Source organism: Pseudomonas sp. FP198 (genome assembly GCF_030687895.1).
Lineage (GTDB): Bacteria > Pseudomonadota > Gammaproteobacteria > Pseudomonadales > Pseudomonadaceae > Aquipseudomonas.
This window is the reverse complement of the sequence record NZ_CP117452.1, coordinates 3,165,236-3,181,361: the sequence shown is the minus strand read 5'-3', so window position 1 is coordinate 3,181,361 and position 16,126 is coordinate 3,165,236. Positions and strand designations below refer to the sequence as shown.

Below are 16,126 nucleotides of genomic sequence, written 5' to 3'. Positions count from 1 at the left end.
GCCCTGGCAGGGCAGCGACCCCCACGCCACGCGTCATTTCATTTGATGAAACAGTGGATTTCAATCCGTGCGTATTCTTGCCTCGGCGCATTGGGAAGAAGATGACTCCACCCGCCCACACACCCGGTCAAAGGGGGTGACGGACGAACCCTGACCGTAGCGCACTGGCCCAGGCAGCGATGCCGCAGGCGCAAGGAGTGATCGATGAACGAAGCCTCGAAAGTAGTCCCTTCGCCCTGGCATGAAGGCGAGTTGGCCTTGCAGCGCACCGTCGGGGCAGTAGAAATGATGGCGGGTGTCGGCCAGCGGCAACTGGCGCGTAACTGGATGCCGGATCAGCACCGCGACTTTTACGCTCAGTTGCCTTTCGTGGTGCTGGGCGCGGTGAATCGCCAGGGCGATGTCTGGGCGACCCTGCGTACCGGGCAGCCCGGTTTCATGAATTCACCGGACCCGGAAACGCTGCACATCCACTTCGATCCGGAACCTGAAGATCCGGCCCAGCAAGGCATGGGCGAGGGTGACGCCATCGGCATGCTCGGCATCGAGTTGCATACCCGTCGCCGCAACCGCGTGAACGGCGTCGTCCGGCGGCGGCTTGAGCGCGGGCTGGAGATCTCGGTGAGCCAGGCCTATGGCAACTGCCCACGCTACATCAACCTGCGCCAGTACCGTTTCGTCGATGAGCAGCCCGCCGAATCGCGCCAATTGGAGGCGGCCGACCCGTTGGTCCGGCAGTTGGTCACGGCGGCCGATTCGTTCTACATCGCCACCTACGTGGTACGCGACGGCGATCGGCAAGTCGATGCGTCCCATCGCGGCGGCAAGTCAGGTTTTGTGCGCATGGACGAGGACGGCACGCTGACCATTCCGGACTTCTCTGGAAACCTGTTCTTCAATACGCTGGGCAATATCCTGCTGAACCCGCGTGCGGGCCTGGTCTTCGTTGATTTCCAAACGGGCGATTTGCTGCAGATGAGCGGATCGGCGCAAGTGCTGCTGGACGACACGCAGATCGCCGCGTTCCAGGGCGCCGAGCGGCTGTTGCGTTTTACTCCGCAGCGCATTGTCCATCGTCCGGGGGCGCTGCCGTTGCGCTGGAAGGACCAGGACGAGGGTGAGTCGCCCAATTCATTGATGACCGGCAGCTGGGAGCAGACCGCCGAGCGCTTGCACGCCGAGGCCCTGCGCAGCCAATGGCGGGCGCTGCAGGTCACCCGGGTGGTGGACGAAAGCCACGATATTCGATCCTTCTACCTGCAAACCAACGACGGCGTCGGTTTACCCCGCTTTGAAGCCGGACAGCATCTACCCGTACGGATAACGCTGGAAGGACAGCAAGTGCCATCGATCCGGACCTATAGCGTGTCCAGCGCACCGTCGGACGATTTTCTGCGCATCAGCGTCAAGCGTGACGGCGCGGTGTCTTCGCACCTGCATGAGCAGATCCAGGCGTCCCACCAGATTGACGCCCGGGCGCCTCAGGGCCATTTCACGGTGAATCCGACTGAGCGCCGGCCTTTGGTACTGTTGGCGGCGGGCGTCGGCATCACACCGCTGTTGTCGATGCTGCGCGAGGTGGTCTACCAGGGGAAACGCATCAGCCGGATGCGCCCGGTCTGGCTGGTGCAAAGCGCTCGCCACGTGGCCGACCTGGCCTTTCGCGAGGAGATCGATGAATTGGTGGCCCGTGCCGGTGACAAGTTGCGGGTGCTGCGCATGGTCAGCCAGCCGCCCAGCGACGGGACGGTCGGGCAAGGCTACGACGTGGCCGGCAGAATCGAAGTGACGCTGCTCAAGCAACTGTTGCCCCTCGATGATTACGATTACTACCTGTGCGGGCCGGGCAGCTTTACCCAGGCGCTGTACGACGGCTTGCGCAAGCTGCGCATTCCCGATGATCGCATTCACGCCGAAACCTTTGGTCCGTCCACGCTGGTGCGCGACATCGAAGTCAGCGTACCGGCGGCCGAGCAAGTGCCGGCGGCCACCGAAGCGGTCAAGGTGCTGTTCGCCGGTTCGGCCAAGGAAGCCCGCTGGGAACCGGAAAGCGGGACGCTGCTGGAATTGGCCGAGGCGCGGGGTCTGAATCCGGAGTTCAGTTGCCGCGGTGGATCCTGCGGCACCTGCAAGACCCGCATGACCCAGGGCCAGGTGCATTACCTGACCCAGCCGGCCGAGCCCGTGGCCGCCGGCGAAGTGCTGATCTGCTGCGCCGTACCGGCCCAGGGCAGCGAGCCTTTGGTGCTGGAGGTCTAGCGTGTGGCGCTGGCGCTTGTTCCTTCGCCAGCACATTCAATGTCTTCATCGACTGATACGCCGCCTTCGCGAGCAGGCTCGCTCCCACATGGGCCCTGCGGCGCATACACATCCGACACCTGGCCCATTCCAGTGTGTGCGAGCTTGCTCGCGATGAGGTCAGTCCATCCAACCTCTTCATCGACTGATACGCCGCCTTCGCGAGCAAGCTCGCTCCCACATGGGCCCTGTGGCGCATACACATCCGACACCTGGCCCATTCCAGTGTGGGAGCGAGCCTGCTCGCGAAGGGGCCTGTGTGTTCAACACCCTGGACAGTGAATTTATTCCTCAGCCGGTCTCATATGAAAAATGGTGTAGGGCAGGATCAGCGTATCGGCGACGAAGCTGAGGGGTAGATCGATGACTGCGAACGGCGCCAGTGCGCGTGCGATGGTCGCGTTATCTTCGGTCGTCGCCTTGAGCACCTGGAGATCGACGGACACACCGCAATAAGGGTGAATACCGCAAAGCTGCCCGGTGCCAAAGGTTTCGTTGGCCGTCGCGCACCCTGTCAGCAGTGTGATGGTCAAAGCAATTCCCACGATGCGCATGGCGGTCCCTCGTTGTTGGTGCGCGACTTTAGCACTGTGGGCTGCGACCGGGTTGGCCCGCCAATGGATCCCTGTCACAAGTGCACAAATTTTTTCAGATAAGAAACTACTCGCAACAGAGTACGCCGCGCATTGAAGCTGGAAACCAATCTGTCGCCAGGCTGCTCCTAGTGAAAGCACCCAGCCGAAACCGGATCTCTCATGGAAAACCCCAGCCTCTACACCATCGGTCACTCAACGAGGACCCTCGAACAGTTCGTGGAAATCGTCAAAAGCTTCGATGTAGAGATGATCGTCGATGTGCGGACTGTGCCGAGATCGCGGCGAAACCCTCAGTACAATCTCGACACGCTTGCCGGCCTGCTGGCGCCGTTCGGGCTTGAGCATGAGCAGCTCCGGGAGCTGGGCGGGCTGCGAAAGAAATCCGTGACAGTTGCCGATGACGTCAACGGATTCTGGGAGAACCGCAGCTTTCATAATTATGCGGATTACGCGCTGTCGGACGAATTCGAGCGGGGCCTGGACCGCCTGCTGGCGCTCAGCCGGACCCGACGCTGCGCCATCATGTGCGCGGAGGCCGTCTGGTGGCGCTGTCATCGCCGGATCATCAGCGACTATCTGTTGCTCCGCAATGTCGAGGTCTACCACATCATGGACAAAGACAAGGCGACACGAGCGGTCTTGAACCCGGCGGCTCAAACGTCTGGGCTCAAATTGACTTATCCGCCCGACTCAGTGCACTCGCGATGACTCCTGCCGATTTTCAGTCCGTCGCGTCTGCCGGGTTTCTTCACGCACCACCAGCCAGATTCCGATGGCGGACACCGCCATCCCCAGTGCCATCTGCCATGAAAGCGGTTCGTCGAACATCGCCCAGGCCCACAGCATCGTGATCGGTGGGCTCAGGTACAGGACGCTGGCGACGCGGGTGGTGGATGCCCGGCGCAGACACAGCCAATAGAGCCCGTAACCGCCGATTGTCGACAAACCTGCCGTCCACAGCACACTCAGCGCAAACCCGGTACTCGGTATCGGCGCCAGGCTGCCTTGCGTGCCCTCGATCACGGCGAATGCCAGGCCGGAGACGCCACATTGCAGCCAGAGGTTGGGCAGCAGGCCGAGCGATTGCGAGGCAGGCAGTCGCTTTTGCCAGAGGGTCGCGATAGCCAGCGAAAACATTCCCAGCAATGGCAGCCCGTACGCCCACAGTGGCGCGTGGCCCCAAGCCAGCGCGCCGTGGGTGCCAAGCGCAACGCCGATCAGGCCGACGATCAGTCCGGCCCAGACGCGCGGCGCCAAGCGCTGGCCCAGAGCACCGGCGCCCAGCAACGCCAGGCCTATCGGCAACAGATCGGCGAACAACGCCGCCAGCCCAGCGGGTACGCCCAAGGCGATGCCCTGGGTGATACCAGCCAGGTACCCAGCCATCGCGAGCAGGCCGATGCCGGCGTTTTTCAACAAAGTGACCCGCGAGGCTCGCCGCAACTGCCCGGCGACGAAAGGAAACAGCACCAGTGTGACTACCAGGCAGCGCCAGAACACCACCAGCAGTGGCGGCGCGTAATCAATGGAGAATCGCGCACCGACAAACCCGGAGCTCCAGGCCAGGAGCAAGGCGGCCTCCAGCAAAGGCAAGGGGATCAGCCAATAGACGCTGGACGGCAAAGGGCAAGTGATCGATTTGGGCAGGTTCATGGTCACAGGCTACGAAAGCAGCCTAATCTAATAAATCAAAATATCTTGCAGCAGTCGTTCAGGAAAAATGAATCATGACCGCCATATTGGATATCGAGCTGATACGGACCTTTCACGCCGTCGCGCGAATCGGCAAGTTCAGCGCCGCAGCCGAGCAGTTGCACAAAAGCCCGGCGGCGGTGAGCGTGCACATCCAGCGATTGGAAGCGGTCGCCGGAGGTCGGTTGCTGAACCGCGACAATCAGGCGGTATCCCTGACCGCGCTGGGCAAGCGCTTGCTGCTTTCCACAACGGAGTTGCTCACCACCCACGATCGGGTGCTGGCCGACCTGCACGGCACGCGGCTGGCGGGTCGCATCACGTTAGGCGTGCCGGACGAGTACGCCGACCACGTCATCCGCGACATCCTGCCGACATTCACGGCAGCCTGGCCAAACGTGATCCTCGAGCTGAGGACGGCCCCCAGTTATGCCCTGCGTGAGCAGGTGCAGCGCGGGAAACTGCAAGCGGCCGTGCTCGCTCAGCCGATGGATCAGGCATGGGAGGAAACCGAGGTATTGACCACCACGACGCCGGTCTGGGTCGGCGCGATTCACGCGCCGGCCAGCCTGTCCGAACCGCTCGCGCTGGCCGTGCATGCGGCGCAGTGCCCTTATCGACAAGCCATGATGCAGGCGCTCAGGGAGAGCGGTTACCGGCTGCGCGTCGTTCTGGAAAGCCCGTCCAACCAGGCCGTCAAGGCTTGTGTCGAGGCCGGTCTGGCGATCAGCCTGATCGATCGTGCCCGCGTGACCGAGCACATGCGGATCCTTGATGGCCTGCCGGTGATTGCTGACCATGCAGTGGTGTTCATGCGCTCCCAGGCGTCACGCGGCAATGAAGCGGTGGACCTGCTTGGCCAGGCCATGCAGCAGCGTTTTCGACTGTAGACGGTCTGTTTCAGGTGGCGTTGGCCTTGCAGGTCGAGGCCTGGTCGGGCTGCGCCGAAAGCGGAAGATCAAACACCCGGTCGAATGCCCACTGAAAAACCAGGGCGTAGAAAAAGAAAAACACGAAGAGCCCCAGGTTTGTCGCCAATGCCTGCCACAGGCTGATGTCCAGCCACGCGGCAATCACTGGCGTGAGGATCAGCGTCAGGCCGCCTTCGAATCCCAGCGAATGCCACAGACGCCGGCGCCAGTTGCGCTGGCGATTGTCCTGGCGCCGCTCCCAGGCTTCGAACAAACCATTGAACAGCATGTTCCAGGCCAGCGCGACGAAAGAAATCAGCAACGACAGCAGGGTCGAATAACCCATGCCTTGCTGATAGATCAGCGCCAGTGCAGGGGCCACGAACAGCACGCCGCCGGCTTCGTAGAGGATGGCTTGAAGAATTTTTCGAGGTGCGCCTTGCATCGGTGGTCTCCGGGAAACGGGGCAGGACCACAGCCTGGCGAGTTGAGCGGCGGCGCACAATTGAGCTAAATTGAGCCTCGCTCAACCTGAGTAATGCTTGCCGCCATGTTTGCCAGACAGCCCCTGACCGCCTTGCGCGGCTTCGAGTCCGCCGCACGGCTGGGCAGCTTCAAGGCGGCGGCCCAGGAGCTGAGTATCAGCGCCGCGGCGATCTCCCATCAGGTCAAGAGCCTCGAAGCGTTTCTGGGTGTGCGGTTGTTCGAACGCTCCAGCCAGAGCGTACGCCTGAGCCCCGATGGCGAGCGGCTTTATCCGCATATCCACCGGGCCTTGGCGGAGATCCAGCATGGCTTGCAGACATTGGCGCCGCCTTGTGTCGCGCAATCACTGGTGGTGAGCACGACGCCGGCCTTCGCCAGCCTGTGGCTGATCCCGCGGCTCGGCGATTTTTATCGAGCGCACCCGGACATCAGCGTCCGACTGCACAGCAGCAATGATGTCGTCGACCTGCAGCGTGACGCCAGCATCGACCTGGCGATTCGCGCCGTGTTCACCTCGGATCCGCAACTGTTCGAGCAGCCATTGCTGGATGAATATTTTGCCGTCTACTGCCACCCCGGCTGGCAGCCGCCCGCAACGGGGGCTCCCGTCGAGTTGATCGACGTGCCGTGGCTGAGCAGCTCCGATGTCGCGGTCGATTGGCCGGCCTGGTGCGCCCGGGCCGGTACTTCGGTCTGGCTGGATAACGCCCGCGTGCGAGGCTATGACGAAGAGCAACATGCGCTGCAGGCAGCAATCGTCGGACACGGTCTGGTGCTCGCCAGCCAGGTCCTGGTTGCGGAGGCCGTGGCCCGTGGGCAGTTGGTGCCTTATCGGCCGGAAGTTCGCCTGGCGGGTGCGCGCTATACCCTGGTGTGCGTACCGGGACGGGAGCGGCAGCCTGCGGTACGGGCGTTCAGTGAATGGTTGCTGGGGCAGGGCGCCTGCTGAAACAAGGCGTCAAACGGCTGGGCCATGGAAAACCCGATTGGCGCGGGAATAGGTTCGAGGTCAAGGCTGTCCCTGGACTTTGGTCGAGACGAGACTCTCGTAACTTTCCGGGCGCGGCGCCTCGGTGAAGACCACGTTGGAACGCTCGCTGCGGCACTTGAACTTCACGCCCTTGCGCGGCGTCATCTCCCTGGCCGTCTCCAGGCAGATCTGCCTTGAAGCGTAGGTCGGCCCCGGTCTGCGTTCTTCAACGCAACCCTCGAAGCCACTGCAAATCGTCATAACGACAAAATATACGGTCATCATCCTTGTATTGCTCCGCTGGGCGATGCGATTGACTGCCTCTGCGCCTGCCTCTGTTCAGTTGAACAGGCAGGGCCGATGAGGCGGATGATGAGCGCTTCATCGAACCTTCAGCAATGGCACGCCAGTGCCATTTGTCGGAATATTGTCGCTTTTTCGAATGTTTTCAAATCTGCAGTTTTTGTCGCCAATATATTGGCGAAAACGCCGTTATCGATAGTTTTTGCCAGGGGTTTGAAAAGGCTAATTCCGCGCCGAGAAAAACCATGAAACCAGCGCCGCGAGGCTGATCGAGGCGCCCAGTAAACTCACCGCCTGCCAGCCCCAAAGCGCATACACCTGAGTGGCAGCTGCCGCCCCCAGCGCGCTGCCGACCGAGTAACAACACATGTAGGCGCCAACCATGCGGCTCTGGGCGTCGGGCCGCGCGGCGAAAAGAAAACTCTGGTTGGTGACATGCACCGCCTGCACGGCGAAATCGAGCAGGATCACTCCCACGACCAGCGCGATCAACGACGACTCGGCAAAGGCGATGGGCAGCCAGGAAAGCGCCAGCAGCCCCAGGGAAAGGCCGGTCACCCGTCGCCCCCAGCCTCGGTCCGCCCAGCGGCCAGCCCTCCTGGCGGCGAGCGCCCCGGCAACGCCGGCCAGGCCGAACAGGCCGATAGCGGTGTGTGAAAGCGCCAGCGGAGCGGCACTGAGGGGCAATACCATGGCGGTCCATAGCACGGAAAAAGCCGCGAAGATCAGCAGCGCGAACAAGCCTCTGCTGCGCAGGACCGGTTCAGTCAGGAACAGTTTGAACAGCGATCGAATGAGCGCTGGGTAGGTAGGCTGGTTACGTAGCGGTTTGGCGGGTGGCGCTATTTTCCATAACACTGCCGCGATCGTCAGCATCAGTCCTGACGAAACGAAATAAACCGCACGCCAGCCCGCCAGGTCGGCGATCAGCCCAGAAGTGAACCGAGCCATGAGAATGCCCAGCACGATCGCGCTGGTCAGGGCGCCCACGGCCTGCCCGCGTTGGGCCGGTGGAGACAGCAGCGCGGCATAGGCGACCATTACCTGCACGACCACCGCCATCAAGCCCGTCAGGCTCATGGCTGCCAACAGGACCAGCCAGTGCCGGGAAGCACCGACGGCCGCCAGCGCCAGCACCGATAACGTCACGAGCGTGAGGATCAGCCGCCTGCTGTCGACCTTGTCGCCCAACGGCACGATGAACAGCAACCCCAGCGCGTATCCAGCCTGGGTGGCCGTCACCACGATGCCGATCGATCCGGGCGTCACGCCGAGGCTTTGTGCGATGGAGGCGAGTAACGGCTGGGCAAAATAGACATTGGCAACGGCCAGTGCGCAAGTCACCGAAAACAATAACGTCAGCGTTTTGGACAAGCCTCGTTCCATGGGGGTAAATGCGCTCATGTTCCTCTCCGTGGGTAATTCTGGTTTCAATTGAAAACCTGTTTTCGATTTATGCGGGATTGGGTTTTAAATTGCAACCACATGGGCGAGACTGACCGACGAGTAAACGGGTCCGAAGGTAAACAAGATGGTCGAGAACGATGTCTCGCATAACCGCGAATGTCCCGTGGCACGCACGCTGGAAGTCATCGGCGATCGCTGGTCGCTGTTGATCATCCGCGACGCCTTCGATGGGCTTCGCCGCTTCAGCGAGTTTCAGAAGAACCTGGGCGTGGCCAAGAACATCCTGGCGTCGCGACTCAAGGCCCTGGTCGAGGTCGGCGTGTTCGAGGTGCGGCCCGCCTCGGATGGGAGCGCCTACAAGGAGTACGTCCTGACGGAAAAAGGCCAGGCAACTTTTGCGCTGGTCGTCAGCTTGAGGCAGTGGGGTGAAAGGTTCCTGTTCACTCCGCAGGAGACAAGGTCGCTTTTGGTAGATAACGAATCAGGGCAGCCGCTGATGCCGATCGAGATTCGTTCATCGAGTGGCCGCAAAATCGAACCGTGGGATTGTCACCGGGTCAGGCGGGTTGCCGGCGCGTCGTGAAGCCGCTGTGCTTCAGCGTTCGGCTGGTTGCTCGTAGCGTTGCTGGATGCGCGCCAGTTCACCGGACCGGCGCAGTTGCTCAAGCGCGTTGGCCCACTTGGCAATCACCTGCTCGTCGCTGTCGACGCTGAAGGCGATGTACAGCGAGGAGCGGTAGAGTTCGATGGGAATCCTGCGCAGTGTTCCGGCGGGTATTTTCAACTGGCGGCTGTAATACGCCACGCCCGCATCGGTATCGCCGACGATGATATTCGTCCGCCCGGCCAGCAACATGCGGTAGAGCAGCTTGCTCTCGGTGGCGCTCTTGTCCAGGTTGTTGAAGCCCAGCGATTTCAGCATCTGGGGCACCAGGCCGGCATGGCGGGTGGTGATTTGCGGGGCGCGCAGCAGCTGTTCCAGCGAAGTGATCGGCGGCGCGTCTGCCAGTTGATAGGCATGGATGGATTCTTCGACGATCGGCCCGACCCACTTGTACAACGGCTCGCGCTCCGGCGTGCGGAACAGCGAGAACATGATGGTCTTGGGCCGGGTCCGCAATATTTGCGTGGCCCGCATGCTGGGCTGCAGCACTACTTCGAAGTCGTCCCCGGTCTGGGCCATGATGGCTCGGACGATTTCCGTGGTCATACCGGTGAGCTGACTGTTTTCGACGTAGTTGTAGGGTGCCCATTCCTCGGTCACGACCTGATATGGCTCAGCCGCGGCCCCTGAACCGAGCAATAGACAGAGCAGCGCTGCGGCAGGCATCGAATGCTTCACATGTTCTCCTGATAGGCGGTTCGCCGTTCCTGAGCGAACCCAAGACAAGCATAGACCCAAACACGTGGCTGACGACGGCTGCGGCTCCGTTATGAGAACGATCCCGCAGTTGTGTGCCGTGCCGGGCCGGGTGCGCGAGGGTTCACACGCCTGACTGCATCCGTCGCTGGTACAGTGTCGCGCCTGACCGTGGCTACAGACGCCGGGGCTGCCCGGCGAGAATAGGACTGGAAGTTTGAACGAACAGACATTATCCATGCGCCTGGAGCGCGTGGCAGCGCATGTGCCGGCGGGTGCTCGGCTTGCCGATATCGGTTCCGATCACGGCTACTTGCCGGTGGCATTGCTACGTCGTGGTGTGATCAGCGCAGCTGTGGCCGGGGAGGTGGCGTTGACGCCGTTCCGCTCGGCCGAACGCACGGTGCGCGAAAGCGGCCTGGAGCACACGATTGCCGTGCGCCTGGCCAGCGGCCTGGCGGCGATCGAACCCGGCGACGGCATAACGGCGATCAGCCTGTGCGGCATGGGGGGCGAGACGATTCGCGACATTCTCGAGGCCGGCAAGTCCCGCCTGAGCGGCCGGGAACGGCTGATCCTGCAGCCTAACGGCGGCGAGCAGCCACTGCGCCAATGGTTGATGGCCCACGATTACCGCATCTTGTCGGAGGAAATGTTGCGGGAGAACCGCTTCTACTACGAAATCATCGTCGCCGAGCGCGATGGGCCGGTGACGTACAGTGCCGAGGAACTGTACTTCGGCCCGCTGCAGATGCAGGCCCGCAGCCCGGTATTCCTCGACAAGTGGCAGCGCATGCTGCGCTTCAAACAAAAGAACCTGGCTAACCTCACCCGGGCGCAGCAGGGTGTGGCGCAGGAAAAGGTGCAGGAGATCGCGCGGCAAATTCGCTGGATCAGCGAACTGTTGGCGTGAGCCGCTCGAGCTGTTGCGCGACTGGCTGACAAAGCGCATCCGCCGCCGTTACATCAAATGGCGGATGCGTTTTTACTTCAACGTTGCGCTGCACCGCGCTCGACCATTGCTCGCCACTGCTGGACGCTGGGTCTTGCCTGCATCTTCGAATGCCATGCCAGCAACGCCTGGCATTCCTCGGGCACTGGCAACTTGACCAGCGAGGCGAAGATCATGCCGCCCAGTACCGCGATGTCTGCCATCGAAAAATGCTCGCCTGCAACAAAAGGGCGTTGGCTCAGCAGGCCGTTGAAATAACGCATGCCCCTGACCGCCTTGTCGCGCATACGCATGCCCCACTCAGCGTTCTGGTACAACTCGACCTCCGGCCCTAGACCCGGGGTCGCATGGTGGAAATACACGCTGACCGCATCGAGGAATTCTATTTCGGCGCGCTTGGTCATCATCTGGATCAGGCCTTTCTCCAAAGGCGTTTCACCGGTCAGGGCTGGGGGCCCAACCAAGGCGTCCAGGTACTGCGTGATCGCCGTGCATTCGGCGATGAGCGTGCCGTCTTCCAGCTCCAACACCGGCAGCGTTCCCGAATAATTGATCGCGAGGAACTCCGGCTTCTTGTGTTCGCCCGTCCATAGATTGACCGAGACGAATTCGATTTTCGAGAGTAGACCTTTCTCAGCCAGGGCGATGCGTACTCGCGCCGGGTACGGGCCGTCAAACCAGTCATGGATTTTCATCATAGGAAGCTCGGAAACGTCGTGGTGGGAATGGGGAAGAGTCATGGTCAACTTACCTGCCTGTCAATTGGTAGGTAAAAGATTGGGCGACAGTTCTCGGGCTGTCAACCCCTACCTGTCACTTGGCAGGTAAACTGGCTGCGGGTACAATCAGCCCGGTTTCAGCCATTCAGAATGAGGAACGGGACGTGAGCGAAAACGCTCGGGAAGCCATCCTGGCAGCCGCTAAAAGCGCTGCGCAGACCCATGGCTACAGCGGAATAAACTTTCGAAGCATTGCCGAAGCGGTGGGGATCAAGAACGCGAGTATCTACTACCACTTCCCCAGCAAGGCCGATCTGGGCGCGGCGGTAGCTGAACGCTACTGGCAGGACGCGGCCGCCGTTCTGAAGACGATCCGTGAGGAGAACCCCGACCCCCATGGTTGCTTGCGGCTGTACCCGTCGATCTTTCGCAAGTCATTGGAGGACGGCAACAGACTCTGCCTGTCCAGCTTCATGGCGGCCGAACACGAAGACTTGCCTGAGCCGGTGAAGCGCGAGGTCAAGGCTTTCGCCGACGCCAACGTGGCGTGGCTGGCCGAGGTGCTGGCAGCCGCCGGCACGGGCAGCGTGGAAAAGTGTGAACGCCGCGCCCTGGCCATTTACACCGCTGTCGCCGGTGCCCAGTTGATTGCCCGGACGCGGCTCGACATCAGCCTGTTCGACGAACTGATCCTCAGCTACCAGGAAGCCGGACTGATCCCGGGTTGAGCTACTGTTTCAGCACCAGCAATCGATAAGTGCCCGCTTCGCTTTCAATTCCATGGGTGTCATGGGTGAACCCGGGGAACGATCGGTCAAAGCTCTCCAGGGCCTTGAGATAGGTCAGCACCGGTCCTTCCGACGGCCCTGCGTTTTCTCCCGGCATCAGCAAGGGAATTCCTGGTGGATACGGCACGATACCCGTCGCGGCGATGCGTCCGGCCGCTTCTTCGAGGGTGACTTGCTCGATCTCGTTCTTGACCAGTTTCTCGTACGCCTCCACCGGGCTGAAGTGCGCCTGAGGCAGTGTGCCAAACGCCTGGGCCATGGCGGCAGTGGTCCTGGTTTGTTTCATGGCGGCGAAAATTTCTTCGGCGAGGTCCTTGAGACCCATGCCGGAATAACGCTGCTGGTTGGCGCTCAACAGGTCGGGCAGGCAGAGTTCCAGTTCCAGGTTGGCGTCGTAGTCGCGCTTGAAGTCGAGCAGCGCGTTGACCAGCGTGCCCCACTTGCCCTTGGTGATGCCGATGGAAAACAGGAACAGGATGGTGAAATCGGTGGTTTTTTCCACCACGATGCCTTGCGTGCCTAGGTAGGCACTGAGCACACACGCCGGAATACCGAAGTCCAGCAGGTTGCCGTCGTCGCCCATCCCGGGGCTGAGGATCGAGACCTTGATCGGGTCGAGCATGCAGTAGCCGTCTTCAATGTCACCGAAGCCGTGCCAGACTTCATTGGGGTGCAGGACCCAGCAGCCTGGATCGACCTTGAGCCTGGCCGGGTCAACTTCGTGGAACGCAATCGACAACCCGTCGACCTGTACTGACGGCGGCTGCCAGCAGGAAAAGAACCAGTCGTCATGGCTGCGCATCTCGTTCTGCATATGCGAGATGACCTGACGGAAGGCGATGGCTTCCTCGATCGCTTCGCTGGTGAGGATCTGCCCGCTGGGCGCCTCCATCATCGCCGAGCTGACGTCGCAGGAGGCCATGATTGCGTAATTCGGCGAGGTCGAGGCGTGCATCATGTACGACTCGTTGAAGCGCCCATGGGGGATCGGATTGCGGCCGTTGCGCACATGGATCATCGAGGCCTGGGACAGCGCCGCCAACAGCTTATGCGTGGACTGGGTGGCGAACACGGTCGGTTTCGACGGGTCGTGATCGTCCGGGCTGCCGTGCATCGCAAAGCGATCCTTGTACAGCGGATTGAAACGCGCGTAGCCGTACCAGGCTTCGTCGAAATGCAGCCGATCGACGCTTTGCCCCAACAACTCCTCGACGCGAGTGACGTTGTAGGTCAGGCCGTCATAGGTGGAGTTGGTGATGATCGCATGCACCGGCGTCGGGTCGATGTGACTCTTGACCAGCGGGTTGCTCGCGATGGCGGCCTTCACCCCCTCGGCGCTGAGCGTCTGCGGCAGGATTGGGCCGATGATGCCGAAGCGGTTGCGGGTCGGCACCAGGTAGGTCGGAATGGCCCCGGAGAGGGTCATCGCATGCTCGGCGGATTTATGGCAGTTGCGGTCGCACAATGCGATCTGGTCGCGGGTCACACTGGCCATCAGGATGACGCGGTTGGACATCGATGAGCCGTTGGTGACGTAGTAGGTGCGATGCGCGCCGAACACTTTGGCGGCATATCGCTCGCCCTGTCCGATAGGGCCGCTGTGGTCGAGCAGGGAACCCAGCTCGCCGACGGAAATCGACAGGTCCGAGCGCAGCAGGTTCTCCCCGAAAAACTCATAGAATGCCCGGCCGGCGGTGCTTTTCAAGAACGCCGTGCCGCCCGCATGGCCCGGTGTGTGCCAGGAATATTCGTAGCTGCGGGCAAACTTCAGCAGCGCGCCGAACATCGGCGGCAGCACCGCCTGGCGATAGCGCTCGATAGCCGCCAGTATCCGCCCGCTGAGGAAGCGGCTGGTGTCTTCCGGCAGCCAGATGAAGTCATCGGCATGTTGCATGACGATCAACGGCACGTTGGACGCCGTGCTGCGATCACTGATCAGGAACACCGGTACGCGGGTGTTGCGCTCGCGTAGCGCGGTGAGCAGGTCGATGCATTCGCGGTGGTCGTCGCTGGTGTCGATTTCCCAACTGAGCAACACGCATTGGATGGCCGGGTCGGAGCTCAGGATCGACTTGGCATCACTCAGGGTTTCGGAGGTCAGCACGCTCACGGCGCGGTCCTCCACATCGCTGATCAGCTGGATCAGGGCACGACCGAATACGCTGCGTTTGTCGGGCGCATTGGAGACCAGCAAGGCCAGCATCCCCAACAGATTTCGATGTTCCGTCATGGCAAGGGCTCCAGGTTAGCTGCCTTCAGGTGGTTGACGGGAATGGGCTCGCCAACGATGTGCTGCGCCGCGACGGTCTGGGTCGGTACGCTGTTGTTCAACGCCTCCAGGCGGATCAGGCGGGTGTTGACGAAACCGAACAGCGTATAGCCGAAGATCACCGCAACGCCGCCGAGCATCAAGGCTTGTTCGCCCGAGCTGTAGAGGGCCAGGTAGCTGTAGGCCGCGGCGATGCCCGCGACGATATTGGTGACCAGGGCTTTGTTCGCCGGGACATTCGAAACCTTTTGCAGGGTCACCAGTGTCGCCATGGAGAGAATGTAGGGCACCAGGTTGGTCACCACGGCGAGATTCACCAGCGTATCGAACTGCTTGGCCAGGTCCGGGCTGATGGTCAGCAGCGCCATGGTTGTCTGCATCGCCAGCAGGATCAGCATGCTGATGATCGGCACGCCATGTTTGTTGGCCTTGGCGAAGATCGGCAGGAAATAGCCGGTATCCGCCGAACTCTTGAAGACTTGTGCGACGGTGAATTGCCAGCCGAGCAACGAGCCGATGCAGGCCAGCACCATCAGGCCCATGACGATGTCACCCACCAGCGGCGTGAACATCTTGGCGAACACCAGGCCGAACGGCGCGGTGGAGGAGACCAGCTCGGCGTTGTCGACAATACCGGCGATGACGTTGGTCGAAACGATGTAGATCACCGCGGCGCCGAGGGTCCCGCCAAGGACCGCGATCGGCACGTTCTTCTCGGGATTTTCCACCGCATCCCCGTTGGCGCAGGCCGATTCGAGCCCGAGGAATGCCCAGAGCGTGATCGCCACCGAAGCGCCTGCCGCTTCGTACCAGGTCTTGTCGTGAGGGTTCCAGCCGGCGGCATAAATGCTGCTGTCGAACCAGAACCAACCGACCGTGGAAACCAGCACCACCGGGGCGATGACTCCCCACACCGTCACGGCGCCGATCTTGCCGGTGATGCGTGCGCCGCCGAAATTGGCGAAGGTGGTCAGCCACAACAAAGCGATGGTCGCCAGGCCGACTTGCAGCGAATCCAGCTTGATCTCGAACAACGTCTGGATATAGCCGACGGCGGTAATGCTGATCGCCACGTTGGCAATCAACAGCGAAAGGCCGTAGGTGTAGTTGGTGATGTAGTTGCCGGATTTGCCGAAGGTATATTCGGCGTAACCGCCCATGCCGCCGGTCTTGCGGCTGAGCATGCCGCAGCGGGCGAACGCGTAGGCCAGTGCCAGCGAGCCCGTGGCGGTGATCAGCCAGGACAGGATGGAGATGCCGCCGACTTCGGCGAGTTTGGTCGGCAACAATATGATGCCGGACCCTAGCATGTTGACGGCGGTCAGCATGGTCAGCTGACTCACACTCATCTTCTTGGCGACTGACATTCCCTTGC

General features: G+C 61.6%; 16 protein-coding genes. 7 read left to right on the top strand and 9 right to left on the bottom strand.

What is annotated here, in order from left to right:
• Positions 1–204: 204 nt before the first annotated feature.
• A complete protein-coding gene (locus PSH78_RS14465) occupies positions 205–2,259 on the top strand; it encodes a pyridoxamine 5'-phosphate oxidase family protein (RefSeq protein ID WP_305494942.1) in 2,055 nt (684 codons plus the stop codon).
• A gap of 323 nt (positions 2,260–2,582) precedes the next feature.
• Here the strand turns inward: PSH78_RS14465 and PSH78_RS14460 are convergent, their stop codons facing one another.
• Positions 2,583–2,852, bottom strand: coding sequence for a YceK/YidQ family lipoprotein (locus PSH78_RS14460; protein WP_305494940.1), 270 nt, complete (start codon positions 2,850–2,852; stop codon positions 2,583–2,585).
• Positions 2,853–3,053: 201 nt separating this feature from the next.
• Between PSH78_RS14460 and PSH78_RS14455 the strand changes: the two genes are divergently transcribed.
• Positions 3,054–3,602 (top strand): DUF488 family protein, encoded by a 549-nt coding sequence (locus PSH78_RS14455; RefSeq protein WP_305494939.1) that lies wholly within the window; start codon positions 3,054–3,056, stop codon positions 3,600–3,602.
• On the opposite strand, the gene PSH78_RS14450 is transcribed toward PSH78_RS14455, so the two are convergent.
• The gene (locus PSH78_RS14450) at positions 3,585–4,547 is read right to left on the bottom strand and encodes a DMT family transporter (protein ID WP_305494938.1); all 963 of its coding nucleotides are present in this window, start codon (positions 4,545–4,547) and stop codon (positions 3,585–3,587) included. The genes PSH78_RS14455 and PSH78_RS14450 overlap by 18 nt on opposite strands.
• 74 nt (positions 4,548–4,621) lie before the next feature.
• Here PSH78_RS14450 and PSH78_RS14445 point away from each other — a divergent pair, with 74 nt between their 5' ends.
• Complete coding sequence (locus PSH78_RS14445; RefSeq protein WP_305494937.1) at positions 4,622–5,476, top strand: LysR substrate-binding domain-containing protein; 855 nt, start codon at positions 4,622–4,624, stop codon at positions 5,474–5,476.
• A 10-nt stretch (positions 5,477–5,486) separates the two neighbouring features.
• Here PSH78_RS14445 and PSH78_RS14440 read toward each other — a convergent pair whose 3' ends face one another.
• On the bottom strand, positions 5,487–5,942 hold the full coding sequence (locus PSH78_RS14440; RefSeq protein WP_305494935.1) for a PACE efflux transporter: 456 nt from the start codon (positions 5,940–5,942) through the stop codon (positions 5,487–5,489).
• A gap of 105 nt (positions 5,943–6,047) precedes the next feature.
• On the opposite strand from PSH78_RS14440, the gene PSH78_RS14435 reads away from it, so the two are divergent.
• Positions 6,048–6,932, top strand: coding sequence for a LysR substrate-binding domain-containing protein (locus PSH78_RS14435; RefSeq protein WP_305494933.1), 885 nt, complete (start codon positions 6,048–6,050; stop codon positions 6,930–6,932).
• A 60-nt stretch (positions 6,933–6,992) separates the two neighbouring features.
• Here the strand turns inward: PSH78_RS14435 and PSH78_RS14430 are convergent, their stop codons facing one another.
• Both PSH78_RS14430 and PSH78_RS14425 read right to left on the bottom strand, forming a co-directional pair.
• The gene (locus tag PSH78_RS14430; protein WP_305494931.1) at positions 6,993–7,238 is read right to left on the bottom strand and encodes a hypothetical protein; all 246 of its coding nucleotides are present in this window, start codon (positions 7,236–7,238) and stop codon (positions 6,993–6,995) included.
• 240 nt (positions 7,239–7,478) lie between these two features.
• Positions 7,479–8,660: an MFS transporter gene (locus tag PSH78_RS14425; protein WP_305501262.1), complete on the bottom strand. Its 1,182-nt coding sequence runs from the start codon at positions 8,658–8,660 to the stop codon at positions 7,479–7,481.
• A 127-nt stretch (positions 8,661–8,787) separates the two neighbouring features.
• On the opposite strand from PSH78_RS14425, the gene PSH78_RS14420 reads away from it, so the two are divergent.
• Positions 8,788–9,246 carry a helix-turn-helix domain-containing protein gene (locus PSH78_RS14420; RefSeq protein WP_305494929.1) on the top strand — a complete coding sequence of 153 codons (459 nt, stop codon included), beginning with the start codon at positions 8,788–8,790 and terminating at the stop codon, positions 9,244–9,246.
• Between the two features lie 12 nt (positions 9,247–9,258).
• On the opposite strand, the gene PSH78_RS14415 is transcribed toward PSH78_RS14420, so the two are convergent.
• A complete protein-coding gene (locus PSH78_RS14415) occupies positions 9,259–9,993 on the bottom strand; it encodes a substrate-binding periplasmic protein (RefSeq protein WP_370871123.1) in 735 nt (244 codons plus the stop codon).
• 247 nt (positions 9,994–10,240) lie between these two features.
• Here PSH78_RS14415 and PSH78_RS14410 point away from each other — a divergent pair, with 247 nt between their 5' ends.
• Positions 10,241–10,936 carry a tRNA (adenine(22)-N(1))-methyltransferase TrmK gene (locus PSH78_RS14410; RefSeq protein WP_305494924.1) on the top strand — a complete coding sequence of 232 codons (696 nt, stop codon included), beginning with the start codon at positions 10,241–10,243 and terminating at the stop codon, positions 10,934–10,936.
• A 77-nt stretch (positions 10,937–11,013) separates the two neighbouring features.
• On the opposite strand, the gene PSH78_RS14405 is transcribed toward PSH78_RS14410, so the two are convergent.
• Positions 11,014–11,670, bottom strand: a complete 657-nt coding sequence (locus PSH78_RS14405; protein WP_305501260.1) for a glutathione S-transferase — start codon at positions 11,668–11,670, stop codon at positions 11,014–11,016.
• Positions 11,671–11,858: 188 nt separating this feature from the next.
• On the opposite strand from PSH78_RS14405, the gene PSH78_RS14400 reads away from it, so the two are divergent.
• Complete coding sequence (locus PSH78_RS14400) at positions 11,859–12,422, top strand: TetR/AcrR family transcriptional regulator (RefSeq protein ID WP_305494922.1); 564 nt, start codon at positions 11,859–11,861, stop codon at positions 12,420–12,422.
• Between the two features lies 1 nt (position 12,423).
• On the opposite strand, the gene PSH78_RS14395 is transcribed toward PSH78_RS14400, so the two are convergent.
• Together PSH78_RS14395 and potE are read right to left on the bottom strand one after the other, a co-directional pair.
• Positions 12,424–14,712, bottom strand: a complete 2,289-nt coding sequence (locus tag PSH78_RS14395) for an Orn/Lys/Arg decarboxylase N-terminal domain-containing protein (RefSeq protein ID WP_305494921.1) — start codon at positions 14,710–14,712, stop codon at positions 12,424–12,426.
• Entirely contained in the window at positions 14,709–16,118 is a 1,410-nt protein-coding gene (potE, locus tag PSH78_RS14390) for a putrescine-ornithine antiporter (protein ID WP_305494919.1), read from the bottom strand. Before potE ends, PSH78_RS14395 begins: the two co-directional genes overlap by 4 nt.
• Positions 16,119–16,126 lie beyond the last annotated feature (8 nt).

Bases quoted from the DNA above. Each gene is read 5' to 3' on its own strand.
- PSH78_RS14465 (WP_305494942.1), top strand. From the start codon at position 205: ATGAACGAAGCCTCGAAAGTAGTCCCTTCGCCCTGGCATGAAGGCGAG.
- PSH78_RS14460 (WP_305494940.1), bottom strand. From the start codon at position 2,852: ATGCGCATCGTGGGAATTGCTTTGACCATCACACTGCTGACAGGGTGC.
- PSH78_RS14455 (WP_305494939.1), top strand. From the start codon at position 3,054: ATGGAAAACCCCAGCCTCTACACCATCGGTCACTCAACGAGGACCCTC.
- PSH78_RS14450 (WP_305494938.1), bottom strand. From the start codon at position 4,547: ATGAACCTGCCCAAATCGATCACTTGCCCTTTGCCGTCCAGCGTCTAT.
- PSH78_RS14445 (WP_305494937.1), top strand. From the start codon at position 4,622: ATGACCGCCATATTGGATATCGAGCTGATACGGACCTTTCACGCCGTC.
- PSH78_RS14440 (WP_305494935.1), bottom strand. From the start codon at position 5,942: ATGCAAGGCGCACCTCGAAAAATTCTTCAAGCCATCCTCTACGAAGCC.
- PSH78_RS14435 (WP_305494933.1), top strand. From the start codon at position 6,048: ATGTTTGCCAGACAGCCCCTGACCGCCTTGCGCGGCTTCGAGTCCGCC.
- PSH78_RS14430 (WP_305494931.1), bottom strand. From the start codon at position 7,238: ATGATGACCGTATATTTTGTCGTTATGACGATTTGCAGTGGCTTCGAG.
- PSH78_RS14425 (WP_305501262.1), bottom strand. From the start codon at position 8,660: ATGAGCGCATTTACCCCCATGGAACGAGGCTTGTCCAAAACGCTGACG.
- PSH78_RS14420 (WP_305494929.1), top strand. From the start codon at position 8,788: ATGGTCGAGAACGATGTCTCGCATAACCGCGAATGTCCCGTGGCACGC.
- PSH78_RS14415 (WP_370871123.1), bottom strand. From the start codon at position 9,993: ATGCCTGCCGCAGCGCTGCTCTGTCTATTGCTCGGTTCAGGGGCCGCG.
- PSH78_RS14405 (WP_305501260.1), bottom strand. From the start codon at position 11,670: ATGAAAATCCATGACTGGTTTGACGGCCCGTACCCGGCGCGAGTACGC.
- PSH78_RS14395 (WP_305494921.1), bottom strand. From the start codon at position 14,712: ATGACGGAACATCGAAATCTGTTGGGGATGCTGGCCTTGCTGGTCTCC.
- potE (WP_305494919.1), bottom strand. From the start codon at position 16,118: ATGTCAGTCGCCAAGAAGATGAGTGTGAGTCAGCTGACCATGCTGACC.